Source organism: Micromonospora sp. NPDC047670, from assembly GCF_043204915.1.
Classification (GTDB): Bacteria; Actinomycetota; Actinomycetes; order Mycobacteriales; family Micromonosporaceae; genus Micromonospora.
Map to the genome: position 1 here is coordinate 79873 of NZ_JBIDDA010000012.1, position 22825 is coordinate 102697.

Consider the following 22825-nt stretch of genomic DNA (forward strand, 5'->3'; position numbering starts at 1 on the left):
CCGGCTCAGCCGGCGACCGGCTCCGGGGTGCGCTCGGCCCGCCCGGCGGTCACCCAGTTGCTGACCCGGCGCTCGGCGTAGAAGGAGACGAACGGCACCGTGCCGGCCAGCATGACCAGGACCATCCGCTTCAGCGGCCAGCCGGCCCGGCGGGACAGGTCGAACGCGGCCACCAGGTAGAGCATGTAGAGGAAGCCGTGCGCCTGGCCCACGGTCTCCACCAGGATCGGATTGTCGAAGCCGTACTTCATCGGCATGCCGATCACGACCAGCAGGATCAGCGCCACGCCGACGATCCAGGCGATCACGCGGTACCGGGTCAGGGCTGCGCCCACCGTCGTCCGTCCTTCCGCGCCCGGGCCTCAGCCGGGGTAGTCACCGGGCTTGGCGCCCGGGTTGTCGTTCAACCATTGCAGGTAGCGGTTGTAGGCGGCCAGGTCGGCGTCCTCACCGCCGTGGGCCGCCGCGGGCACGCGGGCGACCCGCACGGGTCGGCGTACGACCGGACGCGTCGGGGCGTCGGCGGCCCGCGTCCCGGCGGCGGTCGGCTCCCGCTCGGCGGGTGCCTCCGGGCCGCGCAGCGCGTGCCGGACCTCGCGCCACCAGACGAACACCACGAAGCCCGCGAAGATCGGCCACTCGACCGCGTAGCCCCAGCTGATCGCGTTGCCGGCGGTGGCCCGGCTGACCTGCCACCAGCCCAGCCCCAGGAAGCCGACGACCAGCACGACCATGGCCACGTGGCGCGCGATCCACGCCGGGGTCCAGAGCCGCTTCATGGCATCGAGAGTACCGGGGCGGCCCGGGGTCTCCGACGCGGTGTCGTAGTCGGGCGGGTTGGTTTGGTGCCACCTCGTGTGGGCAACCGTGTAGACGCCAGCCCAAAACGACCAGGGGGGCGATGATGACCGGATCGATACGGCAGGACGAGTTCGGCAGCCCGGAGCAGCGGATGCCCGAGTGGGACGGTGACCACGTCCACGACATGGCCTCCAGCGAGGCGGACGGCGACGGCGAGCTGCTCGGCGTCGACCCCGCCGAGCTGGGCGACGAGGACCTGATCCGCGAGATGCACAGCCTGCACCGCACGCGGCTGGACACCCTGCGGCACGCGGCGGACTCGGCGCTCGCCCATCACCTGCGCCGCACGGCGGAACTGGAGACCGAGTACCTCGCCCGGAACCCCGGGCGCGAGGTCGACCCGAGCCGGCTCCGGGACGCCTGATGGCGCACGCCGAGCGCGGGATGTCCGCGCCCCCGGAGGTGGTGTTCAGCACCGCCACCGACCCCGACCGGGCGTCGGCCTGGCTGCCCCAGCCGCTGCGTGCGGACGGCAGCCCGGCGGAGGAGATCAGCGCGGAGGAGCTGCGGGCGCGGTGGAGCGCCGCCGGTGACTGGTCCGCCGAGATCCGGGTCGAGCCCGCACAGGCGGGCGGGGCCCGGACCCGGCTCGACCTCACCGGCGGGGCGGACGCCGACCGGCTGGCCGACGAGGCCCTGGCCAGCCTCGCCCGTGAGGTGGCCGACAACCTGCAGGCCGGCTGAGCCGGGCCGCACGACCCGAGGAATCGAGGAGACCGGGTGACCGACGTGAAGGACAAGGTGGCGCGGTTACGCCGGGCCTACGCGCCGCACGAGCACCGGCCGCTCGGCGGCTACCTGGTGTCGATGAGCAGCTATGCCGCGGTGACCGCGGCGCTCGCCGGGCTGGTGAAGGCGACCGGCCGGCAGGTGCCCGAGCGGCCCGCCACGGCGGACGTGGTGCTGCTCGGCATCGCGACCCACAAGCTCAGCCGGCTGCTCGCCAAGGACGCGGTGACCAGCCCGCTGCGCGCCCCGTTCACCCGCTACGACCGGCCCATCGGCAGCGGCGAGGTGATCGAGCAGGTCCGCGACCAGGGCAGCAGCACCCGGCACGCGATCGGGGAGTTGCTGAGCTGCCCGTTCTGCCTCGCCGTCTGGGTGGCCACGGGGTTCACCGGCGGGCTGGTGCTCGCCCCCCGGCTGACCCGGCTGGTCGCCACCGGGCTCACGGCCGTGGCCGCCTCGGACTTCCTCCAGTTGGCGTACGCGGTGGCGCAGCGCGCCGCCGAGGGCGGCGGGCGCGACGACGAGGACTGAGGACGCGACGACACCACGAAGGGGGCCGGCGGTGTGCCGGCCCCCTTCGTCGCGTCCGCCCGACCGGTCAGGTCGGGGTCGTGCCATGGTCCTCGCCGGCCCACCCCCGGGACGCCTCCGGCTCCCGCTCGTCGTCGTCCGCGCCGGTGATGATCTCCCGGTCCACGGCGGTACGGTCGTGCTCGTTGGCGAAGTCAGGCTCCGGCAGGGTGTCCGTGCCCTCGGGGGGTTGACCGAGCGCCGGCAGCTTGTCGTGCCGCTCCTCGTGGTGGGACATGTCGCTCTCCTTACTCCTCGTCGGCCGCCCGACGCCGGGAGGCTGCCGGCCCGCGGTGGTGCCCCGGGCCGACCGCGCGGGGCCGCCGGGGGCCGTCAGGTGACCGATCCGCCGAGCAGGTCGGCCGCCTCGTCGACCGCGTACTCGCCCTCGGGCAGCGCGGCGATCCGGGTGAGGAGCTGCGCGGGCAGTTCCGCGGCGACGGCCCGGCGGTAGATATCCGCCTGGCTGATCCGCTCCTGGCCGTGGTAGAGGTCCTCGAGCAGGTCGTCGAGGCGCCGGGTGTCCGGCTCGTCGGTCGCGGGCGCCTCGGTCACGGGTGCGTCGTCGGTCACGTCGGGTCAGCTACCCGCGACCGAATCGGTCAAACGTCACCATGCCGCCGACCTCGCCGACGCCGCCGGGCCGCGTCCGCGCCGGGCCGCTCCCGGACGCTCCCCGCGTGCCCGCCGCCGGCTGTGGCGGCGGTCACGGGCTAAGCCGGAACAGCGGGGGCGGGTGGTCCGTTGAGTGAGGTGTCGGTGTGTCCAGTGTCCCCGGGCCTCACCCACATAGCCCTCGCGGAATACCGTCCGGCTGGAGCCGCGTCGCGCCACTCGCCGAGAGGCGACCTGCACACCGACACCAGCGCCGCCCCCGAGCCCACAAGGCCCGGGGGCGGCGCTGTCCGCTCCCCGCCCCGTCCCGCGGGTGCGCCGGTCAGGCGGGGGTGGGGGCGGGGGTCCGGCGCCGGGTGCGGACGGCGGCGGCCAGGTCGGCCAGGACCTCCTCGGTGGTCTCCCAGCCGATGCACGCGTCGGTGACCGACCGGCCGTAGGTCAGCTCGCGGGTCGGGTCGAGGTCCTGGCGGCCGGCGAGCAGGAAGCTCTCCAGCATGATCCCGACGATGCCGCGCTGCCCGGCGGCGAGCTGGGCGGCCACGTCCGCCGCGACCTTCGGCTGGTTGCGGTGGTCCTTGCCACTGTTGGCGTGGCTCGCGTCCACCACCAGGCGCTCGGGCAGGCCGGCCGCCCGCAGCAGCTCCAGCGCGCCGGCCACCGACTCCGCGTCGTAGTTGGGCCGGCCGCCGCCGCCGCGCAGGACGAGGTGCCCGTCGGCGTTGCCCCGGGTGTGCATGATCGCCGGGGTGCCGGAGACGTCGATGCCGGGGAAGACGTGCGGCACGCCGGCGGCCCGGATCGCGTCCACGGCCGTGCCGATGCTGCCGTCCGGGCGGTTCTTCATGCCGATCGGCATCGACAGGCCGGAGGCGAGCTGCCGGTGCACCTGGCTCTCCACCGTCCGCGCGCCGATGGCGCCCCAGGCCACCGTGTCGGCGATGTACTGCGGGGTGATCGGGTCGAGGAACTCGCAGCCCACCGGCAGGCCCAGGCGCAGCACGTCGAGCAGGAGCGCCCGGGCGGTGCGCAGGCCCGCGTTGACGTCGCCGGAGCCGTCCAGCCCCGGATCGTTGATCAGGCCCTTCCAGCCCACGGTGGAGCGCGGCTTTTCGAAGTAGACCCGCATCACCACCAGCAGGTCGTCGGCGACCCGGTCGGCGGCGGCGCGGAGCCGGTGGGCGTAGTCGAGCGCGGCGGCCGGGTCGTGCACCGAGCAGGGGCCGACCACCACCAGCAGGCGGTCGTCGGCGCGGTCCAGCACCCGGCCGACGGCGCGCCGGCCGGTCAGCACGGCCGAGGCGAGCGTGTCGTCCAGGGGCAGCTCGTGGTGCAGCAGGGCGGGGGTGGTCAGCGGCACGACGCGGTCGATCCGCTGATCGCTGACCCGATCGGTCTCCGGGGTCGTCACGGTGGGCATCCTTCCGCCGACCGTGCCCCGGGGCCGGTGCCCGGGTCGAGCCGGCTGCTCGTACGCAAAAGGGCAGGAACGAAAGCTCCTGCCCGGCCGGCTCGATGGCGGTGACGTCAGATCATGGTGAAGTCACCGGCGTGCGAGCCGGCTGCCTAAACCATCGATACGAACGCGTCACGCGGCCCAGCGTACCCGACGGCCCGGCAGGGTCCACCCGGTCGTCGGAAAACGCTCCCGCCACGTTTACCTGAGTCGATGTAATCACCAGCCGGGTGATCGCCCGCTCCCGGCAGGCGGTGCCCGGCACGTCGTACACCTGGCACGACGCGCCCGACGGCGGTGCCTGCTTCGCCGCCGGCACCGGCTGGATCTACGTCTCGAACTCCGGGATCGCCACCGCCGGCGGGCCTCCGCGGTGCGCTTCGCCGCCGACGGCAGCATCGCCTCCGCGTACCGGATCCTGTCGAACACCAACCGCAACTGCGCCGGCGGCGCGACCCCCTGGGGGACCCGGCTCTCCGGCGAGGAGGTCAGCCGGGGCTACGTCTACGAGACCTGGCCGCAGGGCGACCGGGCCGGCGTGCGGCGCGCGGCGATGGGGCGCTTCACCCACGAGGCCGCCGCCTGCGACCCGGACCGCCGGGTCGTCTACCTGACGGAGGACGAGACCAGCGGCTGCTTCTACCGGTTCCGGCCGATTACCTGGGGCGACCTCTCCGCCGCCGCGCCACGGTCGCGGCCGGGCGCCGGTGGCCCCGCGACGGGGGCGGCACCGGCCGCGACCGGGCGGGCGTGCCCGACGCGCCCGCGGGGTATGTGGGCGGGCATGAGTCACGAGCAGAGCGACCAGGAACGGGTGGAGTCCCGCGCCCACCTGCTGCCCGAGGAGGCGGCGGTCGGCAGCGACGACCCACAGGCGCAGGCGGACGCCATCCTCGAGGAGTCGGACATCCGGGAGGAGGACCGCAACGCCGCGCCGGACACCGTCCTGGAGCGGCGCACCTCCGATCAGACGGTGACCCCCATCGAGCCGCCCGACTGAACCCGGGCCCCGCGCGCCCGCTGCGAGGCTGGATAGGTGTGCTTCCGCAGCCAGGCGATCGGGCCCGCCGCCCGCAGCCCCGGCGGCAGGTTGCCGACCGGGTCGAAGGCCAGCGCGGCGTCCTCCCGGGCGCTGAGCTGGTCACCGAGGCTGACCTGACCGAACGGCCGCCACGGCCCGACCGCGGACGCGACCGCAAGCACCAGCCGCGGCGCGTCCGCCCGGGCGGCGGCGGCCACCTCCGCCAGACTGCGGCCCAGGTCGGGCGACTCCGGGTCGGCCAGCGCGGCCAGGAACAGCCGCCGCCGGCCGGCCCGGAACGACATGATGGTGCTGTACGTCCCGGCGAAGCGACGCCGGGGCAGCGGCAGGTTCCGCAGCACCGGCGGGGCCCCGCTGGAACTGACGAGCAGGTCGAACGGCCGGCCGGAGTCCCGGTGCAGCCGCACGGCCAGGCCCAGCACGTCCGGCCAACTGCCCGGCGTGGGCACCCCCTTGGAGAGGCGAACGGTCGCCGGGAAGCGCCCCGGGGCGTCCAACAGCGCAACCCCGGTCGGCGGCCCCGGCGCACCCCACACGGTCACCTCGCCGGTGAAGGAGCGGCCCGCGGGGTGCAGCAGGCGGGCCCGGCGCAGCCGGGTCAGGGCGGCGGTCGCGCGGTCGACCGCGACGGCGGCCCGGTCGGTCACGGTGGCGGCAGGCGGCATCCTCACCCCGTACCCGGCCGTGGACGGTCGATGCCTCGCCGCGAGCGGCGTGTCCCGTCCGGCCCGCCTGATCGGATAGCGTCGTGCCATGCCCGACAGCGGTTACCCCTGGCCCATCGAGACGACCCGACTGGACAACGGCCTGCGCGTGGTGGTGAGCGAGGACCGCACGGCGCCCGCGGTCGCCGTGAACCTCTGGTACGACGTCGGCTCCCGGCACGAGCCCACGGGGCAGACCGGCTTCGCCCACCTCTTCGAGCACCTGATGTTCGAGGGCTCGGTCAACGTGGCGAAGACCGAGCACATGAAGCTGGTGCAGGGTGCGGGCGGCTCGCTCAACGCCACCACCAACCCGGACCGCACCAACTACTTCGAGACCGTCCCGGCCGAGCACCTGGAGCTGGCGCTCTGGCTGGAGGCGGACCGGATGGGCGGCCTGGTCCCGGCGCTGACCCAGGAGACGCTGGACAACCAGCGCGACGTGGTGAAGAACGAGCGGCGCCAACGCTACGAGAACGTCCCCTACGGTGACGCCTGGCTCCGGCTGCTGCCGCTGCTCTATCCGCCGGGGCACCCGTACCACCACGCCACGATCGGGTCGATGGCCGACCTGAACGCCGCCGACCTGGCCACCTTCCAGGCGTTCCACCGGACGTACTACGCGCCCAACAACGCGGTGCTGACCGTGGTGGGCGACGCCTCCGCCGCCGAGGTCTTCGCGCTGGCCGACAAGTACTTCGGCGCGATCCCGCCCCGCGAGGACATCCCGCCCGCGCCCGACTGCCGGACGGTCCCGGCGGCCGGGCGACCGGCCGTGGAGACGGTCACCGGCGACGTCCCGGCGCCCCGCGTCTACGTCGCGCACCGCACCCACGCCTTCGGCAGCACCGGCTACGACGTGGTGACCGTGCTCGCCACCGTGCTGGGCAGCGGCCGGGGCAGCCGCCTCTACCAGCGCCTCGCCGACGGGGAGCGGATCGCCCAGCCGGACCTCGTCGGCGCGTACGGGGTGGACCTGGCGCACGCCCCCGCGCCGCTGATCGCCACCGCCACGGCCCGCCCCGGCATCAGCGGCGAGCGCCTGGCCGCCGGGCTGGCCGAGGTGGTCGACGAACTGGCCACCGTGCCGGTGACCGCCGCCGAGCTGGACCGGGCCAAGTCCCTGCTCACCACCATGTGGTGGCGGCAGATGTCCACCGTGGACGGCCGGGCGGACACGCTCGGGCGTTACGCCACCCAGTTCGGCGACCCGGCGAAGGCCGCCGAGCGGCTGCCGGCCTGGCTCGCGGTGACCGCCGAGCAGATCGCCGAGACCGCCGCCGAGGTGCTCGCCGCCGACGACCGGGTGACCCTGACCTACCTGCCCGAGGAGAAGCCCTGATGACGCTGATCACCGACCGTCCCGGGCCGGGCGTTGCCCGCCCCTACCGGTTCCCGCAGGTGGTCCGCCGCACGGTGGCCGGCGGCCAGGTGGTCGCCGCACACCTGCCCGGGCAGAACCTCGCCGTGGCGCTGCTGCTGCTCGACGCGGGCGCCGGGCGCGAGCCGACCGGTAAGGAGGGGCTCGGCGGGGTGCTCGCCAAGGCGCTGGAGGAGGGGACCGCGCAGCGGGACGCGACCGCGTACGCGCTGGCGATCGAGGCGCTCGGCACCGAGCTGGTGACCGGGCTGGACTGGGACTCGTTCCAGGTCAGCGTGCAGGTGCCGGTGGAGCGGCTGAGCGCCGCCGTGGAGCTGCTCGCCGAGGCGGTCCGCACCCCGAAGCTGGATCCGGACGACGTCCGGCGGGTCCGCGACGACGAGGCGACCGCGCTGCGGATGGACTGGGCCAACCCCGGTCCCCGCGCCGACGCGGCGCTGCGCGCGGACCTGTTCGGCGCGGAGAACCGCTGGGGCCGCCCCATGTACGGCGACCCCGACTCGGTGGCGGGGCTGGACGTCGAGGACGTCACCGTCTTCCACTCCGAGTGGTTCATCCGCCCCGGCACGCTGGTCGTCGCCGGCGACCTGGACCGGCTCGACCTGGACGCGCTCGGCGCGACGGCGTTCGCCGGCACCGGCGGCGGGCCGGTCGACCGCGGCGGCCCGATCGAGGTGGCGACCCGCCCCGGCCGGCGCATCATCCTGGTGGACCGCCCCGGCTCGGTGCAGTCCACGCTGCGGCTGGGCCACCCGTCGCCGCACCGCGCCCACCCCGACCACGTGCCGATGACCCTCGCCGGCACGGTGCTCGGCGGGGCGTTCACCTCCCGGCTCAACCACCTGATCCGCGAGGTGCGCGGCTACACGTACGGCATCCGGGGCGACTTCGCCTCGTCGCGCCGGTTCGGCCGGTTCGCGGTCAGCTCCGGCGTGCAGACGGCGGTCACCGCGCCGGCCCTGGTCGAGGCGGTCGGCGAGATCACCCGTACCCAGGAGACCGGGGTGACCGGGGAGGAACTGGCGGTGGCGCGCTCCTGGCGGGCCGGCCAGCTCTCCGTCGAGCTGCAGAGCCCCCGGGCGATCGCCTCGGCGCTGACCACCCTGGTCGTGCACGACCTGCCGGACGACTACCACGCCCGGCTGCGGGAGTCGCTGCTCGCCGCCGACGTGGCGCAGGTCTCCGCGGCCGCCGCCGCGCACCTGCACCCGGAGGCGCTCACCCTGGTGGTGGAGGGCGACGCCGCCGTGATCCGCGACGAGCTCACCGCCACCGGCCTGGGCGACCTGGTCGACCACGCCTCCTGACCGGTGCCCAGGCGGTGTGATCTGGATCGCGCCGCCCCGGCCGCGGGCCGTCCCGCCCGCGGCCGGGCCGACGCGAATGCTCCGGCGGGGCGACCCGGGGAGCGGTGGTTCTTCCGGGCGGCCGGGCCGATCGGCGGCGTCGTTCCGGCCCCGCCCCACCCCGGGCGTGACCGGCGCCACCGCCCGAGCCGGCCCCCCGCCCGCCCGGGCGGTGGGAAAGCGTTCCCGGTCGGGTCGGCGGGCTGGGTAGCCTCGCGGGCATGAGGATCGGCATTGTGGGGGCCACCGGCCAGGTCGGTGGCGTGATGCGGCAGGTGCTGGCGGAGCGGGAGTTCCCGGCGGAGCAGGTGCGGTTGTTCGCCTCGGCCCGGTCGGCCGGGCGCACCCTGCCCTTCCGCGGCGGCGAGGTGACCGTGGAGGACGCGGCCACCGCCGACTACTCCGGGCTCGACATCGTGCTCTTCTCGGCCGGCAAGGGCACCGCGAAGGAACTCGCGCCCCGGGTCGCCGCGGCGGGCGCCGTCGTCATCGACAACTCCTCGGCGTTCCGCATGGACCCCGAGGTGCCGCTGGTCGTCGCCGAGGTCAACCCGCACGCCGCCGCCGTACGCCCCAAGGGGATCATCGCCAACCCGAACTGCACCACGATGGCCGCGATGCCGGTGCTGCGCCCGCTGCACGCCGAGGCGGAGCTGGTCGCCCTGGTCGTCTCGACCTACCAGGCGGTCTCCGGCGCCGGGCTGGCCGGCGTGGCCGAGCTGGACGAGCAGGTCCGCAAGGTCGCCGAGCACGCCGCCGGGCTCACCTTCGACGGCGCGGCCGTGGAGTTCCCCGCCCCCCGCTCGTTCGCCCGGCCGATCGCGTTCAACGTGCTCCCGCTCGCCGGCTCGATCGTCGACGACGGCTCCTTCGAGACCGACGAGGAGCAGAAGCTGCGCAACGAGAGCCGCAAGATCCTGGAGATCCCCGGGCTGAAGGTCTCCGGCACCTGCGTGCGGGTGCCCGTCTTCACCGGCCACTCGTTGCAGATCAACGCCCGGTTCGCCCGCCCCGTCACCCCGCAGCGGGCCCGCGAGCTGCTCGACGGCGCCCCCGGCGTCGCGCTGAGCGACGTGCCGACGCCGCTCGAGGCCGCCGGCCAGGACCCGACCTACGTCGGCCGGATCCGCGTCGACGAGACCGTCGAGCACGGGCTCGCCCTGTTCTGCTCCAACGACAACCTGCGCAAGGGCGCCGCGCTGAACGCCGTGCAGATCGCCGAGCTGGTCGCCGCCGAGCGCCGCTGACCGACGCGCGCGCGACGGGCCCCCGCCGGTTCGCGGCGGGGGCCCGTCCGGTCCGGGGTACGCGGGGGCGTGCCAGCGGCCGTACGCCGTGGTTCGATGGGGGCGGCGTGAGGGGTCGAACGGGAGGTTGCCGTGGCGGACGACGAGACCCGGCGGGCGTTGGCGAACCTGGTCGCGGGACACCGGCTGGGGGTGCTGGCGACCCTCCGGCGGGACGGGCCGCCGCAGCTCTCCACCGTCATCTACGCCTTCGACCCGGAGTCCGCCGTGATCCGGGTGTCGGTGACCGACGGCCGGGCGAAGACAGCCAACCTGCGCCGCGACCCCCGGGCCAGCTTCCACGTCAGCAGCGAGGACGGCTGGGCGTACGCGGTGGCGGAGGCGCGCGCCGAGCTGACGCCGGTGGCCGCCGACCCGGACGACGAGACCGTGGCGGAGCTGGTCGACCTCTACCGCGCGATCCAGGGCGAGCACCCGGACTGGGCCGACTACCGGCGGGCGATGGTCGCCGAGCGCCGCCTCGTGCTCCGGCTGCACGTCGAACGCCTCTACGGCATCCCGCCACGCGGCTGATCCGGCCCGCGATCCGGTCGCGGCCCCGCGGCTGGATCCGGCCGTCGACCAGGTGGCTCCCCCCGGACCGCACCGCGTTACCCCGCCCGGCCGGCGGGTAGACGGCCGGTGCCGACACCGAGAGGGGAGCACCATGACAACGGTCGGAGAGTTCATGACGACCCGGTTGGTGACGATGGACGGCAACGACACGCTGACCGCCGCGGCGCAGGAAATGCGCGACAGCGCCATCGGCGACGTGGTGGTGACCGATGGCGACGATGTCGTCGGGATCGTGACGGACCGGGACATCACGGTCCGGGGCGTGGCGGAGAACATGGACCCGAACTCGACCCCGCTCAACCGGATCACCAGCAAGGACGTGATCACGGTGAGTCAGTACGACGACGCGGTGGCCGCCGCCGACCTGATGCGGACCTACGCCGTCCGCCGGTTGCCGGTCATCGACGACGGACGGCTCGTCGGCCTGGTCTCGATGGGTGACCTCGCCGTGGAGCGGGAACCGCAGTCGGTGCTCGCCGACATCAGCGCCGACGAACCGAACAACTGACCGTCCGCCGCGGCGTGCCGGCTCTCCGACCGGGGAGCCGGCGTCGCGGCTTCCGGGGGCGGGGTCAGGACGGGGCGACGGTGACCCGGACGTCGGCGGCGCCGCGCGCGGCGGCCACCGAGGCGGCCTCCGCGTCGAGGTCCTTCCGCGCCCGGGGCGGCAGCGCGGCCCACGGCGTGACGGTCACTTCCAGCACGCCTCGGCCGGCCTGCTTCGCCCGCCAGGTGCCGGCCACGTCGCCGGCCACGAGCAGCGCCCCGGGGTTGCCGATGACCCGCCAGAGCTGCGACTGGCGGGCCCGGTCGGGGACCAGCACGTCCCGGTCGCGGGCCTGGAGGAACGGATCGCCGGGCGGCAGCAGCCGGACCCCCGGCAGGGGCCGCGCGCCGCGCAGCGCGTCGAGCCGCTCCGCCGGCAGCCAGGCCCGCCGGCCGTCCACCCGTACCTCGGCGAGCCCTTCCGGCCAGACGGGGCGCAGCGCGGTGGCGGTGGTGCCGAGGAAGCCGGCGATGTCGGCAGGCGTCGCCGGCCCGAGCAGCCGCAGGCAGGTGAGCACCCGGGCGGTGGTGCCCGCCGCCCGCGCGGGGGGCCCGGGCCAGCCCGGCAGCGGCGCGAGCGTCGTCGCCCGCCCCGACACCGCCAGGCGTACGCCGCCGGCGAGGCCGGCCTGCTGGAACAGCGCCCCGGAGACGTGCCGGGCGCCGCACGGGCCACAGTCGTACGTCAGCTCGGCGGGCACCCGGTCGCTCACCGCGCGGCTCGCCTCGCCGCGGGCCGTCGGCGCGGTCACCACCTCCGCGAACGCGCGCGCCACGACCTCGAACGCGGCCAGTCCCAGCTTGGCGCCCTCGCGGATCTGACCGGCGATCCGGCGGGTGGCGTCGGCGTCGCTCAGCGGCCAGATCGCGGCGGCCAACGCCGGCAAACCGGCGCGGCGGTGCAGGTGCGGCGCGCCCCGCATCGACCAGACCAGCTCCAGCGGGTCGTCGTCGAAGGCCGTCACGCCCCGGGCGGCGAGCGCCAGCCGGGCGGAGCCGTGGGGCGTGTCCTGCACGCCCAGCTCCGTCACGGCCAGATCGGCGGGCCGCCGCGCCGGACGGTCCAACTCCTGCGCGACCGCCCGGTAGGCGAGGACCCGCTCCCGGCCGACCTCCGGACCGCCGCCCGCCATACCGACCTCCGCCGCCGTCTCGACCTGCCCCCGCAGGCTACTGCGGCGGTACGACCTCGCCGGCGGCGCGACTCACCCGATGCGGGCGAGGTTGACCCCGCACCGGACGGGGACCCCGGGTCGGGACATGACCGACGGGGAGGAGAGGACCCGATGGTGGACGCGACGACGAGGTTCCTCGAGGACCTCGACCAGCGGGAGTACGAACCCCTGCTGGCGAAGTCCTCCGGGACCCTGCGCCTGGACCTGCACGAGGGGGCGCAGACGACGCACTGGCTGTTGCGGATCGACCGGGGCCGGGTGCAGGTGAGCCGGGAGGACCAGGAGGCAGACACGGTGGTGGGCACCAGCCCCGCGCTCTTCGAGGACCTCGCCACCGGCCGGGAGGACGGGGTGGCGGCGCTGCTGCGGGGGGACATGACGGTGACGGGGGACCTCCGACTGGTGTTGCAGCTGGAGCGGCTGTTCCCCAGCCCGCCGGACTCCCGCGGCCCCCGCCGGCACTTGCAGGGACAGCGGGAGGTGCACTGATGGCGCAGAGCAACACGATCCGGATCCTGGACGGCAGCACCTTCGTGGTGTCGGAGGACACCGGGGACATCGAGGCGACGCCGAGCGAGCCGACCGGGTTCTTCTCCCTCGACACCCGGTTCCTGTCCACCTGGGTGCTGAAGGTCAACGGGGAGCGGCTCAACCCACTCTCGTACGACGACCTCCAGTACTACGAGGCCCGGTTCTTCCTGGTGCCGGGGATGGCGACGCACTACATCGACGCCAAGTTGTCGATCATCCGGGAGCGGGCGGTCGGAGGCAGCTTCCGGGAGCAGCTCACCATCCTCAACCACGACGAGAAGCCCGTCGACCTGGAGATCAGGATGGACGCGGCGTCCGACTTCGCCGACCTGTTCCAGGTCAAGGACGAGATCCTGAACAAGAAGGGCGAGATCTACACCGAGGTCGAGACCGACCGGCTGCGCCTGGGCTACCGGCGGGGCAACTTCACCCGGGAAACGGTGATCAGTGCGTCCCCGCCGGCGCGGTACGACCGCAACGGCTTCGCGTACACGATCCACCTGGAGCCCAACGAGCAGTGGGAAGCCCGGATCGACGTCAAGACCCTGGCGCTCGGCCCTGGCGGCCGGGACCTGCGGATGGGTCTGCGGGCGCACGGCACCGAGCGGCTGGCCCTCCAGCACGACCTGGAGGAGTGGATCGCCAGGGCCCCCAAGGTGAACAGCCAGCACGACCGGGTCGCCGCGACGTACCGCCGGAGCATGATCGACCTGGCCGCGTTGCGCTTCTCGCCGCTCTCGCTCGGCGGCGCGGCCCTGCCGGCCGCCGGCCTGCCGTGGTTCATGACGATGTTCGGCCGGGACAGCATCCTGACCTGCCTGCAGACCCTGCCGTTCACGCCGGACCTGTCGAAGACCACACTGCGGATCCTGGCCTCGTTGCAGGGCACCCGGTTCGACGACTTCCGCGACGAGGACCCGGGCCGGATCCTGCACGAGATGCGGTACGGCGAGACCGCCGCCTTCGAGGAGCAGCCGCACTCGCCGTACTACGGGTCGGTGGACGCCACCCCGCTGTTCCTGGTGCTGCTCGACGAGTACGAGAAGTGGAGCGGGGACGTCGAGCTGGTGGTGGAGCTGGAGCGGGAGTGCCGCGCCGCGCTGAAGTGGATCGACGACTACGCCGACCTCGTCGGCACGGGCTACATCTGGTACGAGCGGCGCAACAGCGACACCGGCCTGGAGAACCAGTGCTGGAAGGACTCCTGGGACTCCATCTCCTACCGGGACGGCAAGCTGCCGCCGTTCCCCCGGGCCACCTGCGAGGTGCAGGGGTACGCGTACGACGCGAAGCTGCGGGCCGCCCGGCTGGCCCGGGAGTTCTGGGGTGACCCCGCGTTCGCCGACCAGTTGGAGCGGGAGGCGGCGGCGCTGAAGGAACGGTTCAACCGGGACTTCTGGGTGGAGGACGGCGAGTACTACGCCCTGGCCCTCGACCCGGACGGCCGCCAGTGCGACGTGCTGAGTTCCAACATCGGCCACCTGCTCTGGAGCGGGATCGTCGACCACGAGCGCGCCGAGAAGATCGCCCACCATCTGGTCGGGCCCCGGCTCTTCAGCGGCTGGGGGGTGCGGACGCTGGCCGAGGGGGAGGTCCGCTACAACCCGATCGGCTACCACAACGGCACGATCTGGCCGTTCGACAACTCGTTCATCGCCTGGGGCCTGCGCCGGTACGGCTTCGCCGAGGAGGCGGCGGTGATCGCCAGCGGCATCCTCGACGCGGCCACCTACTTCGAGGGCCGGTTGCCGGAGGCGTTCGGCGGCTATCCCCGCGAGCTGACCAAGTTCCCGGTGGAGTACCCGACGGCGTGCAGCCCGCAGGCCTGGTCGACCGGGACGCCGCTGCTGCTGCTGCGCACGATGCTCGGCCTGGAGCCGCACGAGGGGCACCTCGCGGTGGAGCCCCGGCTGCCGATCGGGATGGGCCGCATCGAGGTGCTGGACATCCCGGGCCGGTGGGGCCGGGTGGACGCGTTCGCCCGGGGCCGCCTCGACATGCACCAGCTCACCGACTGAGCGACCCGGCGCCGGCCCCGGTCCGGGCCGGCGCCGGCGGTTCGGCGCGACGTTCCGGCGTCGGCCGCTTCGGGCCGGGAGCTGTCGGGGTGGGCGTCCGTCGGCGTCCCGGCACCGACCGTCCCGGGCCGGTGCCGGCGCCCCGGCTCAATCCTCCGGCAGGACGGTGTCGAGGAAGGCCGCGGTCACGGCCGCGAGATCCGGGCGGTCCAGGTCGAGCCCGTGGCCGCCGTGGGTGATCAAGCTGTGCACCGGGTGCCCGGCGGCCAGCAGCGCGGCGGTCAGGTCGACGGTCTGGCCGACCGGCACCGACCGGTCGTCGAGACCATGCACCAGCAGCACGGGCGCCCTGTTGCCGGCGTGCGTGGTCACGGTCGCGTCCACGGTGGCGGGGTCGCCCGCGGCCGGGGCGTGCCCGAGCAGGTCCGCCCACGGGTTGCCGTCGGGCCGCAGCCGCCACTGCGCGGCGAGCGGGTCGGTGGGGGCCCACCAGGCCAGCGCGGCGGCGACGTCGTCGCGGCGGTCGACGCCGCGCAGCGCCAGGTGCAGGGCCAGGGTCGCGCCGGCCGAGTCGCCGCCGACCAGCAGCGGCAGCCCCGGGGCCGCCGCGCGGGCCCGCCGCGCCGCCTCTCGTAGGTCGTCGAGCTGGGCCGGCCAGTGCGCCTCGTGGGACAGCCGGTAGGTCGCCTGGACCACCCGCAGCCCGTACCGGGTCAGTCCCGCGCCGTCCTCACCCGACCGGCCGCGCCATCCGCCGCCGTGGACCCAGAGCAGCACCCCGCGTTCCGTCATCCCGCCATCGTGGTGCCGCCCGGGTCCCGGTGCCAGCCCGCTCTGCCGTGGGCAGACGCCGAGCGGTACGCGGCCCGTCGGCGCGACGTCCCGCCATGGCGTGATCCGCAGCCCGGCGGGGTAAATTCGCGCCATGCCGGAACTCGTGTACCCGCCCGTGATCGCCGCCGCCAAGACGATGTTCCGGGTCCTGGACCTGAAGATCACCGTTGACGGCGCCCACCACGTCCCGCGTACCGGCGGGGCGGTGATGGCCAGCAACCACGTCAGCTACCTCGACTTCATCTTCTGCGGGCTGGGCGCGCACCCGGCGAAGCGGCTGGTGCGGTTCATGGCCAAGAAGTCGGTCTTCACGCACAAGGTGTCCGGCCCGCTGATGCGGGGGATGGGGCACATCCCGGTGGACCGGCGGGCGGGCGCCGGGTCGTACGCGACGGCGGTCAGCGCGCTGCGGCGCGGCGAGGTGGTCGGCGTCTTCCCGGAGGCGACGATCAGCCGCTCGTTCACGGTCAAGGAGTTGAAGAGCGGGACCACCCGGATGGCGGCCGAGGCCGGCGTGCCGGTGCTGCCGGTGGCGCTGTGGGGCACCCAGCGGCTCTGGACCAAGGGCCGCCCGCGCACCCTCACCCGCCGGCACACCCCGATCACCATCCTGGTGGGCGAGCCGATGGATCCCGCCGCCTACCCGGACGCCAACGCGATGACCGTCGACCTGAAGACGCGGCTGAGCGCCCTGGTCGACCGGGCCCAGCGGGAGTACCCGGACCAGCCCGCCGGCCCCGACGACACCTGGTGGCTCCCGGCGCACCTGGGCGGCACCGCGCCCACCCCGGAGGAGGCCGCCGCCCTCGACGCCCCCGGCCGTCGCACCCCCACCTCCTGACCACCCCACCCGCACCCGCCCCCTTTTCTGTGATCTTGCACTCGTTGCCCAGGCAAGCCGGACAGACAGTGCGAACAGGGGGCCGAAAGTGCAAGATCGCCGCAGCGGGTGGCGGCGTGGCGGGGAGTGGGAAGTGGGGCCGCGGGAGTGGCCGGATCGGTCCGGTGCGGGCGGGATCGTGTCTGCCGCGCCGGCGTCCGCCGGGCCAGGCTTCATGGCATGAGCAGAGCAGCACTCGTCGTCATCGACGTCCAGGAGTCCTTCCGGCAGCGTCCGATCTGGGCGTACGCCTCGAACCCCGGCATCGTCGGCCAGGTCGGCCGGCTGGTCGACGCGGCCCGGGGGCGCGGTGACCTGGTCGTCTGGGTCCTGCACGCCGAGCCGGGCAGCGGCGGCGTCTTCGACCCGGCGGGCGGGCACGTCCGGCTGATCGAAGGGCTGGCGGCGGCCCCGGGCTGTTTCGGCAGGCCACCGGGCTGACCCCGCTCGGCTACCAGCAACTGCTGCGGGTGGAACGCGCCGAGCACCTCATCGGGCACGGCGCCACGGTGGAGGCGGCCGCCCGCACGGTCGGCTTCACCGATGCCCGGATGCTGCGCCGGTTGCGGGCCCGTGCCACCCCCGGTCGGAGCGTTCCCGCCGGTAGTAGTCGTCCCGGGAGTGGAACTCCACCGGCAGCGACCCCGGCAGGGTGATCCGGGCGTCGCCGGCGGAGAACACCGCCGCGGCCCGCACCGCCAGCACGTCCCGCTCGGGCGGCGAGAGGTCCACCAGCTCGGGGTGGGCCAGCCGGAACCCGGCCACCGCGCGGCGCACCCGGCTCGCCAGCTCGGCGATCTCCCCGGCGGGACCGGCGAGGCCGAGGGCCGGCTGCTGGATGGTGCGCAGCGCGTCGCAGACCACCAGCAGCCGACAGGGCCGGTCCGGCCCGGCCGGCAGCAGCTCCAGCCGGGACGGCCACTGCCAGCGGATCTGACCGCTGACCAGACCCGGCAGCCGTACGCCGCGGCGGTGCCGGGCCCCGTCGCCCACCCCGCCGACCAGGGCGAGCTGCGGCCCGCCCCCGACGTACGCGATCCGCCGGTCGGTGACGGTCACCGCCACCGGCGCGGGCAGCGTCCACCGCCGTCGCGCCTCCGTCGGGCCGAGCAGGTGGCCGGAGGCGTGCAGCCGGTGCCGGGAGAGCACCCGCTCGCCCGCCTCGGGCACCACCTCGTGCCGCCGGTCGAGCACCGGCGCGTCGTCGTCGGTCCCGTCGAAGCGGTGCGGGGCGATGAAGAAGGGGGACGCTTCATCGTGCATCGTCATGACCTCCGGTGCAGACGGCATCTCACCACGAGCGTCGCCGACCCGCGACCGGCTGTCATGACGCCCGTTAGGGGGTCGGCCGGTCGTGCGCCGCCTGTGACCGGTAGATGCCGATCTCCTCCGGGCGGACGAGGCCGTCCTCGATCGCCCGGGCGAGCAGCGCCGCCTTCGTGGCGGCCGGCCGCCCCGCACGGGTGTACTTGATCCGCGCCCGGTCGACATACTGCTTGACGGTGTGCTCGCTGATCCGCATCCGGCGGGCCACCGACGCCTTCGACATCGACTGGAACCACAGCAGCAGCGCCTCACGCTCCTTGTCGGACAGGGCGGGACGGTCGGGCCGCGGGTCACCCACGATCGCCCCGGCCAGGGCGGGCGGCACGTACGGGCGGTCGCTGGCGGCGGCGAGCACGGTGGCCACGCAGTGCTCCCGCCCCTCGTGCTTGGCGAGGAACGCCACCGCCCCCGCGTCCAGCGCGGCGAGCATCGTCTCCGGATCGGTGTGCTCGGAGTAGACCACCACCCGCCGGCCGGCCGCGCTCAGCTCGGCGAGCTTGTCGAGCGCCATCCGCCCATGCAGCCGCAGGTCGAGCAGGAGCACGTCGGCGGCGGGCGCGGCCCGCAGCACCGCGTCCGGGTCGTCGCCCGTCGCCAGCACCCTCAGCCGGGGCTCGGTGGCCAGCCAGGCGCGGACCCCCTCGATGACGACCGGGTGGTCGTCGACGATCGCCACGCCGACCGGCCGCCCGCCGCTCACCGCCGCCACCGGGTCTGCGTCCATCTGATCTCCCCGTCCCGCTCGTAGAGGTGCTCCACCGGCCCGCCGTCGTCGGCCGGCGGCCCACCGGTGTCCGGGCCGTCCCGGTCGGGGGTGACCAGGCTGACCGCCACCTCGTCGGGGGCGCAGACCACGGTCAGCCGGGCCCAGCCCCGGGCGTCGGCCAGCGCCGCGGTGAGCGGGTCGGCCAGCCGGCGGCGCACCTCGACCGGCAGCGGCGGCGGGTTGCCGATCGCCACCAGGTCGATCGGCAGCCCGTTGCGCTCGGCCAGGTCGGCGGCGGCCCGCAGCTCGTGCAGCAGCGGGTCCGGCACGTCGTCCGACTCGGCGATGAGGCGGCGCAGCCGGGCGGCGGCCAGCACGGCCCGTCGCTGCACGTCCGGGTCCGCCGGGTCGGCCCGGCCATCGGCCAGCTCCGTGAGCACCGCCTCGGCGGCGCCGCTGGCCAGCGCGAGGCGTTCGCGCCGCTCCCGCCGGGCCAGCTCGGCCGCGTCCCGCTCGGCGGTCGCCGCGTGGGCCGCCGCCGCCGCGCCGGCCCGCTGCCGGGCCAGCGCGGCGATCGTCGTGGCGCCGACGAAGACGGCCACCGGCAGCGTCGCGGTGCCGTAGACGTACATCGCGTACCGGGCCAGGTCGGCGGGGGCGGTCGCGCCGTGGGCGAGCACCGCCGCCAGCGCGATCGCCGAGTGCGCGCCCAGCAGGGCGAGCAACCCGGCCACCCGCCGGCCCCAGACCGCCAGCACGAAGAACCAGCCGAGCGTGCCCCACGCCCAGTTCGCGGCGGTGAAGAGCTGCCGCTCGCCGGCCGCGCCGAAGACCGCCGCGTCCACCGCCAGCAGCAGCGCGGCCACCGGCCAGGCCGGCAGCGGCGCGTCGCGCAGCAGCCGCACGCCGGCCAGCACCCCGGTCACCGCGACGAGCAGCCAGCCGGCGAGGACCACCGTCGGGGCGGCGAGTTCCGCCCGGGCCCCCAGCACCGCGGGCAGCGCGATCGCCGCGTGCCACGCCAGCGCGATGACCACCGCGACGAGCCGGGCGCCGCGGTCCGAGGCGTTCGCCACGGCCGCCGCCGGGTCCGTCGGGGTTCCGCCGCCCTCGGGGGCACGCGGGGCCGGCACCGCCGTGGCCGGCAGCGTCGTCTCAGTCGCCACCGGGCCACTCCAACCGGATCCGGGTGCCCGCGCCGGGGCGTGAGCTGACCCGGGCGCGCCCGCCCACGGTGGACATCCGGCCGCGTACCGACTCGCGCAGGCCGTACCGGTGCGCCGGGACGGCGGCCGGGTCGAAGCCGGGACCGTCGTCGGCGACCTCGACCACGACGGTGCCGGCGACCCGGGCCAGCCGCAGCGCGGCGGTCGCGCCGGGCGCGTGCCGGGCCACGTTGGACAGCGCGGCGTAGGCGCTCTCGGCGAGCGCCTCGGCCACCGGCGCCGGCACCGCGCAGGGCGCCAGCTCGGCGGCTACGGACAGCTCGGGCAGCCGCGCCCGGACGGCCCGCAGGCGCTCGTCGAGCGGAACCGGCCCGTCGGCGGGCGCGGACCGCGCGTCGGCCAGCGCGGTGAGGGCGCGCAGGTCGGCGGCGCACCGCTCGCGCAGGGCGGTGGAGGGCCCGGCGACCGCGTCCAGCCCCACCATGGTCAACGTGGCCAGCACGGTGTCGTGCAGGTCCCGGTTCTGCCGCCGCTCCGCCTCCCGGGCGGTCCGGGCGACCAGCGCCTCCCGGGTGAGCCGCTGGTGCGCGACGAAGGCGGCGTCGGCCCGGCCGATCCGGCGGCGCATGATCGCGGTCATCAGAGCCGTGCAGGCGGTCTGCACCAACAGCGTCGCCGCGTGCGCGGCAGCCTCGTCGGGGTTGCCGGCGGCGTGCGCGCCGACCGCGTACGCGGCGGTCACCAGCAGCCCGGCCGGCACCGACCTGCGCGCCGGGGCGGTGGCCTGCGCGTTGATCACCGTGGTGCTGGCCAGCACCGCGACCCAGCTCCCCTCGCCGGGTAGCACCTCGGGCGCCACCAGCACCGGGATCGCCAGGCACGCGGCGGCGGTCGAGACCACGTCACCGGCCACGAGCAGACCCCCGATGCCGTGCCGCAGCGCGCGGTACGCGTACCAGACCGACCAGGCGGTCAGCGCCGCGACGGCCGGCACGAGCAGCGCCGGCTCGACCGGCGGGGTGCGCACCGACAGGGCGACCACCGCGCCGACCAGGCCGCACGTCAGGCGCAGCAGTGCCGGCAGCCGGGTGAAGATGAGGGTGAACGCGCCGCCGGCCGGTGTGTCCAGCAGGGTCGGCGACGTGCTCGGAGCGGCAACGGCCGGCATCGGGGAGAGGCGTCCTTCTGCGACAACGACCCGATCCGGGTCCGCGCGGCGGAGATCGACGCCGGAGAATAACACGAGGACCCGCCCGGGATCACCCTGGGTGCGTGTCGTGTCGCCGATCCGTCAACCCGTTCGATTCCCCGGCGGTCGGTGTCCGGGTGCCGGCGGCGTCACCCGCGGCGCCGAGGGGCGGGCCGACCACCCGTCGCCCGCCGGGTGGTCGGCGCCGAGCCGTGTCGCCGCCAGCAGGTGCGCGCTGGCGCCGATGACCTCCGGGTCGCGCTCGAAGACCGTCGCGCAGTGCAGCATTTCCGCGAACAGCGGCCCGTCGGTCTCCGGCCCGCCCGTCACGTCCAGCAACGGCCACAGCGGACCCTCGACGCCGTACAGGTCGGGCCGGGGGAGCCCGGCCGCCGCGAACTCGTCGAGCACCTCGGCGGGCCGGTGGAAGTAGGCGGTCGTGAAGCCGCCCGCGTCGTTGACGCCGGTCGCGTACGTGCGGAGGTGGGCGGGACGGGTCCGGTCGTCCACCCGGCCCTGCCGGATCAGGTCCATCAGTGGCGCCTGGCGGCTGATGGTCGCCGTGACCAGCAGGCCGCCGGGTCGGGTCAGCCGGGCCGCCTCGCGCAGCGCCGCGACCCGGTCGGCGCGCTCGGTCAGGTGGTAGAGCGGCCCCAGCAGCAGGGTCACGTCGGCGCAGCCGTCGACCAGCGGCAGCCGTCGGGCGTCGCCGACGGCCGCGCGCACCGCCGGGCAGGCACGGCGGGCTGCCGCCGCGTGCGCGGGGACCAGGTCGACCAGATGCACCCGGTGACCGGCCGCCGCGAGCCAGCTCGCGTACGCGCCGGGGCCGCCGCCGACGTCCAGCACCGTCGCGGGTGCCGCCGGCAACAGCCGGGCCAGCACCTGACGGGTACGCAGGCCCTCCAGCCGCCCGAGCGGCGTGCGCTCCAGCCGGTCGGCCTCCACGAAGACGTCGGTGTAGTAGCGCACGATGTCCGGCTCCGCCGGTCCCGATTCCGTCATCCGTCGATGCTGGCCGCTTCCGGCGGCGCTGGCACACCGATTTGTCGGTCGCCGGCCTGATCGGCGGGGCCGGACGGCCGCGGTGGCGGGGGCCGACCGGCCGCGGTGGCGGGAAAGCGGTCGGCACCGTCCATTTCGACGTCGGTGCTACGTTCACGCCATCGCCGCCTCACCCGCCGGGAGCGACCGTGAAGAGGTACGTGGGTCTGTTGGGTGTCATCGTGGTGACGGCGAGCCTCGCCGTCGTCGGCGCCCTCGGCGGCGCCTACCTGGCCGACCGCAGCGCATCCCGGCAGGCCGACCCCACCGCCGGCACCGGCCGCTCCGCGACCGGATCCGGTGACGCCGGGCGGGGCCCCTCCGGGTCGCCGGCCCGGTCGGAGTCGCCGGCCCGGTCCGAGTCGCCGACCCCGTCGGAGTCGTCGGGGGAGCAGCCCGCGCCCCGGACGTACCGGCTCGACAAGGTCATCTACGACCGGGCCTCGATGAGCGTCACGCTGCTCAGCGCCGAGACCACCGGTGGCAGGCTGCGGCTGAACATCAGGTACCGCAACGATTCGTCGGTCACGTGGCCGGTGAGCTGCCCGACGGTCGCAGTCGACCTGGTCTCCTCCCAGGTCACCCTGGCGGACGGCCGGGCCGTGCGCCCCGAGCGGACCTGGTGCGCCGCGACCCGGGCCGGCCAGTCCTTCAGCATCGAGCCGGGCGAGCAGGTGGACAGCTGGGCCGTCTACCCGACGGTCCCCCGGACCGGGTCGTCCTTCGTGCTGAGCTGGTACGACTTCCCCGACCTCCGCGTCCGGCTCCGCTGACCGCCAGACGCGGGTCTGGTCACGCCGGGCCGGTCCGCGCTCCCGTCCCGGGATGACGTGGACTCGGGCTC

The 22825-nt window shown here is 75.3% G+C and carries 26 protein-coding genes and 1 pseudogene; 14 read left to right on the plus strand and 13 right to left on the minus strand.

Translation table 11 applies throughout. The features are described 5' to 3' along the window. Positions 1-5: 5 nt before the first annotated feature. Positions 6-335 (minus strand): DUF3817 domain-containing protein, encoded by a 330-nt coding sequence (locus tag ACGF7U_RS24735; RefSeq protein ID WP_393110412.1) that lies wholly within the window; start codon positions 333-335, stop codon positions 6-8. A gap of 27 nt (positions 336-362) precedes the next feature. After that, positions 363-779, minus strand: coding sequence for a hypothetical protein (locus ACGF7U_RS24740; protein WP_393110414.1), 417 nt, complete (start codon positions 777-779; stop codon positions 363-365). A gap of 122 nt (positions 780-901) precedes the next feature. On the opposite strand from ACGF7U_RS24740, the gene ACGF7U_RS24745 reads away from it, so the two are divergent. Genes ACGF7U_RS24745 through ACGF7U_RS24755 form a run of 3 tightly spaced genes read left to right on the plus strand, consistent with a single transcriptional unit; the run spans position 902 to position 2121 of the window. Beyond that, positions 902-1225, plus strand: a complete 324-nt coding sequence (locus ACGF7U_RS24745) for a DUF6158 family protein (protein ID WP_393110416.1) — start codon at positions 902-904, stop codon at positions 1223-1225. Beyond that, on the plus strand, positions 1225-1545 hold the full coding sequence (locus ACGF7U_RS24750) for a hypothetical protein (protein WP_393110418.1): 321 nt from the start codon (positions 1225-1227) through the stop codon (positions 1543-1545). The genes ACGF7U_RS24745 and ACGF7U_RS24750 overlap by 1 nt, the downstream gene beginning before the upstream one ends. 36 nt (positions 1546-1581) lie before the next feature. Continuing rightward, positions 1582-2121, plus strand: a complete 540-nt coding sequence (locus ACGF7U_RS24755) for a DUF1360 domain-containing protein (RefSeq protein ID WP_393110420.1) — start codon at positions 1582-1584, stop codon at positions 2119-2121. A gap of 67 nt (positions 2122-2188) precedes the next feature. On the opposite strand, the gene ACGF7U_RS24760 is transcribed toward ACGF7U_RS24755, so the two are convergent. The 3 genes from ACGF7U_RS24760 to ACGF7U_RS24770 all read right to left on the minus strand — a co-directional run bounded on the left by ACGF7U_RS24760 (position 2189) and on the right by ACGF7U_RS24770 (position 4195). Continuing rightward, positions 2189-2398: a hypothetical protein gene (locus ACGF7U_RS24760; RefSeq protein WP_393110422.1), complete on the minus strand. Its 210-nt coding sequence runs from the start codon at positions 2396-2398 to the stop codon at positions 2189-2191. Positions 2399-2493: 95 nt separating this feature from the next. Further along, positions 2494-2733: a hypothetical protein gene (locus ACGF7U_RS24765; protein WP_393110424.1), complete on the minus strand. Its 240-nt coding sequence runs from the start codon at positions 2731-2733 to the stop codon at positions 2494-2496. A gap of 364 nt (positions 2734-3097) precedes the next feature. After that, complete coding sequence (locus ACGF7U_RS24770; protein ID WP_393110426.1) at positions 3098-4195, minus strand: 3-deoxy-7-phosphoheptulonate synthase; 1098 nt, start codon at positions 4193-4195, stop codon at positions 3098-3100. Between the two features lie 257 nt (positions 4196-4452). Between ACGF7U_RS24770 and ACGF7U_RS24775 the strand changes: the two are divergent. Then, a pseudogene (locus tag ACGF7U_RS24775) lies at positions 4453-4910 on the plus strand (alkaline phosphatase PhoX); the annotation flags it as partial. A 287-nt stretch (positions 4911-5197) separates the two neighbouring features. Here the strand turns inward: ACGF7U_RS24775 and ACGF7U_RS24780 are convergent. Then, positions 5198-5938 (minus strand): phosphodiesterase, encoded by a 741-nt coding sequence (locus ACGF7U_RS24780; RefSeq protein WP_393110428.1) that lies wholly within the window; start codon positions 5936-5938, stop codon positions 5198-5200. Positions 5939-6026: 88 nt separating this feature from the next. On the opposite strand from ACGF7U_RS24780, the gene ACGF7U_RS24785 reads away from it, so the two are divergent. The 5 genes from ACGF7U_RS24785 (at position 6027) to ACGF7U_RS24805 (ending at position 11074) form a co-directional block, all read left to right on the plus strand. Continuing rightward, positions 6027-7319 carry a M16 family metallopeptidase gene (locus ACGF7U_RS24785; protein WP_393110430.1) on the plus strand — a complete coding sequence of 431 codons (1293 nt, stop codon included), beginning with the start codon at positions 6027-6029 and terminating at the stop codon, positions 7317-7319. After that, positions 7319-8665 carry a M16 family metallopeptidase gene (locus ACGF7U_RS24790; protein ID WP_393110432.1) on the plus strand — a complete coding sequence of 449 codons (1347 nt, stop codon included), beginning with the start codon at positions 7319-7321 and terminating at the stop codon, positions 8663-8665. The genes ACGF7U_RS24785 and ACGF7U_RS24790 overlap by 1 nt, the downstream gene beginning before the upstream one ends. Before the next feature lie 260 nt (positions 8666-8925). Continuing rightward, positions 8926-9951: an aspartate-semialdehyde dehydrogenase gene (locus ACGF7U_RS24795; protein ID WP_393110434.1), complete on the plus strand. Its 1026-nt coding sequence runs from the start codon at positions 8926-8928 to the stop codon at positions 9949-9951. 132 nt (positions 9952-10083) lie between these two features. Continuing rightward, complete coding sequence (locus tag ACGF7U_RS24800; protein ID WP_393110436.1) at positions 10084-10524, plus strand: PPOX class F420-dependent oxidoreductase; 441 nt, start codon at positions 10084-10086, stop codon at positions 10522-10524. Positions 10525-10657: 133 nt separating this feature from the next. Further along, positions 10658-11074, plus strand: coding sequence for a CBS domain-containing protein (locus tag ACGF7U_RS24805; protein WP_393110438.1), 417 nt, complete (start codon positions 10658-10660; stop codon positions 11072-11074). 64 nt (positions 11075-11138) lie between these two features. On the opposite strand, the gene ACGF7U_RS24810 is transcribed toward ACGF7U_RS24805, so the two are convergent. After that, positions 11139-12245, minus strand: coding sequence for a DNA glycosylase AlkZ-like family protein (locus tag ACGF7U_RS24810; RefSeq protein ID WP_393110440.1), 1107 nt, complete (start codon positions 12243-12245; stop codon positions 11139-11141). Between the two features lie 153 nt (positions 12246-12398). Between ACGF7U_RS24810 and ACGF7U_RS24815 the strand changes: the two genes are divergently transcribed. Together ACGF7U_RS24815 and ACGF7U_RS24820 are read left to right on the plus strand one after the other, a co-directional pair. After that, entirely contained in the window at positions 12399-12776 is a 378-nt protein-coding gene (locus tag ACGF7U_RS24815) for an SCP2 sterol-binding domain-containing protein (RefSeq protein WP_393110442.1), read from the plus strand. Further along, on the plus strand, positions 12776-14836 hold the full coding sequence (locus tag ACGF7U_RS24820) for a glycogen debranching N-terminal domain-containing protein (RefSeq protein WP_393110444.1): 2061 nt from the start codon (positions 12776-12778) through the stop codon (positions 14834-14836). Before ACGF7U_RS24815 ends, ACGF7U_RS24820 begins: the two co-directional genes overlap by 1 nt. A gap of 147 nt (positions 14837-14983) precedes the next feature. Here the strand turns inward: ACGF7U_RS24820 and ACGF7U_RS24825 are convergent, their stop codons facing one another. Next, positions 14984-15628 carry an alpha/beta hydrolase gene (locus tag ACGF7U_RS24825; protein WP_393110446.1) on the minus strand — a complete coding sequence of 215 codons (645 nt, stop codon included), beginning with the start codon at positions 15626-15628 and terminating at the stop codon, positions 14984-14986. A 133-nt stretch (positions 15629-15761) separates the two neighbouring features. Between ACGF7U_RS24825 and ACGF7U_RS24830 the strand changes: the two genes are divergently transcribed. Further along, positions 15762-16511, plus strand: a complete 750-nt coding sequence (locus tag ACGF7U_RS24830; RefSeq protein WP_393110448.1) for a lysophospholipid acyltransferase family protein — start codon at positions 15762-15764, stop codon at positions 16509-16511. 219 nt (positions 16512-16730) lie between these two features. Further along, the gene (locus ACGF7U_RS24835) at positions 16731-16991 is read left to right on the plus strand and encodes a cysteine hydrolase family protein (RefSeq protein ID WP_393110450.1); all 261 of its coding nucleotides are present in this window, start codon (positions 16731-16733) and stop codon (positions 16989-16991) included. A gap of 96 nt (positions 16992-17087) precedes the next feature. On the opposite strand, the gene ACGF7U_RS24840 is transcribed toward ACGF7U_RS24835, so the two are convergent. From ACGF7U_RS24840 to ACGF7U_RS24860, 5 genes are all read right to left on the minus strand, one after another. Beyond that, complete coding sequence (locus ACGF7U_RS24840) at positions 17088-17813, minus strand: hypothetical protein (RefSeq protein WP_393110452.1); 726 nt, start codon at positions 17811-17813, stop codon at positions 17088-17090. A 73-nt stretch (positions 17814-17886) separates the two neighbouring features. Further along, positions 17887-18600, minus strand: coding sequence for a response regulator (locus ACGF7U_RS24845; protein WP_393110454.1), 714 nt, complete (start codon positions 18598-18600; stop codon positions 17887-17889). Beyond that, complete coding sequence (locus ACGF7U_RS24850) at positions 18573-19748, minus strand: hypothetical protein (protein WP_393110456.1); 1176 nt, start codon at positions 19746-19748, stop codon at positions 18573-18575. The genes ACGF7U_RS24845 and ACGF7U_RS24850 overlap by 28 nt, the downstream gene beginning before the upstream one ends. Beyond that, positions 19738-20916 carry a sensor histidine kinase gene (locus ACGF7U_RS24855; protein WP_393110458.1) on the minus strand — a complete coding sequence of 393 codons (1179 nt, stop codon included), beginning with the start codon at positions 20914-20916 and terminating at the stop codon, positions 19738-19740. Before ACGF7U_RS24855 ends, ACGF7U_RS24850 begins: the two co-directional genes overlap by 11 nt. Positions 20917-21039: 123 nt before the next feature. Continuing rightward, a complete protein-coding gene (locus tag ACGF7U_RS24860; RefSeq protein WP_393110460.1) occupies positions 21040-21942 on the minus strand; it encodes a class I SAM-dependent methyltransferase in 903 nt (300 codons plus the stop codon). 188 nt (positions 21943-22130) lie between these two features. Between ACGF7U_RS24860 and ACGF7U_RS24865 the strand changes: the two genes are divergently transcribed. Next, positions 22131-22754 (plus strand): hypothetical protein, encoded by a 624-nt coding sequence (locus ACGF7U_RS24865; protein WP_393110462.1) that lies wholly within the window; start codon positions 22131-22133, stop codon positions 22752-22754. Positions 22755-22825: the final 71 nt, after the last annotated feature.

Excerpts from the sequence above, each read along its gene's own strand:
- ACGF7U_RS24740 (WP_393110414.1), bottom strand. The coding sequence starts at position 779 with ATGAAGCGGCTCTGGACCCCGGCGTGGATCGCGCGCCACGTGGCCATG.
- ACGF7U_RS24745 (WP_393110416.1), top strand. The coding sequence starts at position 902 with ATGATGACCGGATCGATACGGCAGGACGAGTTCGGCAGCCCGGAGCAG.
- ACGF7U_RS24750 (WP_393110418.1), top strand. The coding sequence starts at position 1,225 with ATGGCGCACGCCGAGCGCGGGATGTCCGCGCCCCCGGAGGTGGTGTTC.
- ACGF7U_RS24760 (WP_393110422.1), bottom strand. The coding sequence starts at position 2,398 with ATGTCCCACCACGAGGAGCGGCACGACAAGCTGCCGGCGCTCGGTCAA.
- ACGF7U_RS24770 (WP_393110426.1), bottom strand. The coding sequence starts at position 4,195 with ATGCCCACCGTGACGACCCCGGAGACCGATCGGGTCAGCGATCAGCGG.
- ACGF7U_RS24780 (WP_393110428.1), bottom strand. The coding sequence starts at position 5,938 with ATGCCGCCTGCCGCCACCGTGACCGACCGGGCCGCCGTCGCGGTCGAC.
- ACGF7U_RS24785 (WP_393110430.1), top strand. The coding sequence starts at position 6,027 with ATGCCCGACAGCGGTTACCCCTGGCCCATCGAGACGACCCGACTGGAC.
- ACGF7U_RS24790 (WP_393110432.1), top strand. The coding sequence starts at position 7,319 with ATGACGCTGATCACCGACCGTCCCGGGCCGGGCGTTGCCCGCCCCTAC.
- ACGF7U_RS24795 (WP_393110434.1), top strand. The coding sequence starts at position 8,926 with ATGAGGATCGGCATTGTGGGGGCCACCGGCCAGGTCGGTGGCGTGATG.
- ACGF7U_RS24805 (WP_393110438.1), top strand. The coding sequence starts at position 10,658 with ATGACAACGGTCGGAGAGTTCATGACGACCCGGTTGGTGACGATGGAC.
- ACGF7U_RS24810 (WP_393110440.1), bottom strand. The coding sequence starts at position 12,245 with ATGGCGGGCGGCGGTCCGGAGGTCGGCCGGGAGCGGGTCCTCGCCTAC.
- ACGF7U_RS24815 (WP_393110442.1), top strand. The coding sequence starts at position 12,399 with ATGGTGGACGCGACGACGAGGTTCCTCGAGGACCTCGACCAGCGGGAG.
- ACGF7U_RS24820 (WP_393110444.1), top strand. The coding sequence starts at position 12,776 with ATGGCGCAGAGCAACACGATCCGGATCCTGGACGGCAGCACCTTCGTG.
- ACGF7U_RS24825 (WP_393110446.1), bottom strand. The coding sequence starts at position 15,628 with ATGACGGAACGCGGGGTGCTGCTCTGGGTCCACGGCGGCGGATGGCGC.
- ACGF7U_RS24830 (WP_393110448.1), top strand. The coding sequence starts at position 15,762 with ATGCCGGAACTCGTGTACCCGCCCGTGATCGCCGCCGCCAAGACGATG.
- ACGF7U_RS24835 (WP_393110450.1), top strand. The coding sequence starts at position 16,731 with ATGAGCAGAGCAGCACTCGTCGTCATCGACGTCCAGGAGTCCTTCCGG.
- ACGF7U_RS24840 (WP_393110452.1), bottom strand. The coding sequence starts at position 17,813 with ATGCACGATGAAGCGTCCCCCTTCTTCATCGCCCCGCACCGCTTCGAC.
- ACGF7U_RS24845 (WP_393110454.1), bottom strand. The coding sequence starts at position 18,600 with ATGGACGCAGACCCGGTGGCGGCGGTGAGCGGCGGGCGGCCGGTCGGC.
- ACGF7U_RS24855 (WP_393110458.1), bottom strand. The coding sequence starts at position 20,916 with ATGCCGGCCGTTGCCGCTCCGAGCACGTCGCCGACCCTGCTGGACACA.
- ACGF7U_RS24860 (WP_393110460.1), bottom strand. The coding sequence starts at position 21,942 with ATGACGGAATCGGGACCGGCGGAGCCGGACATCGTGCGCTACTACACC.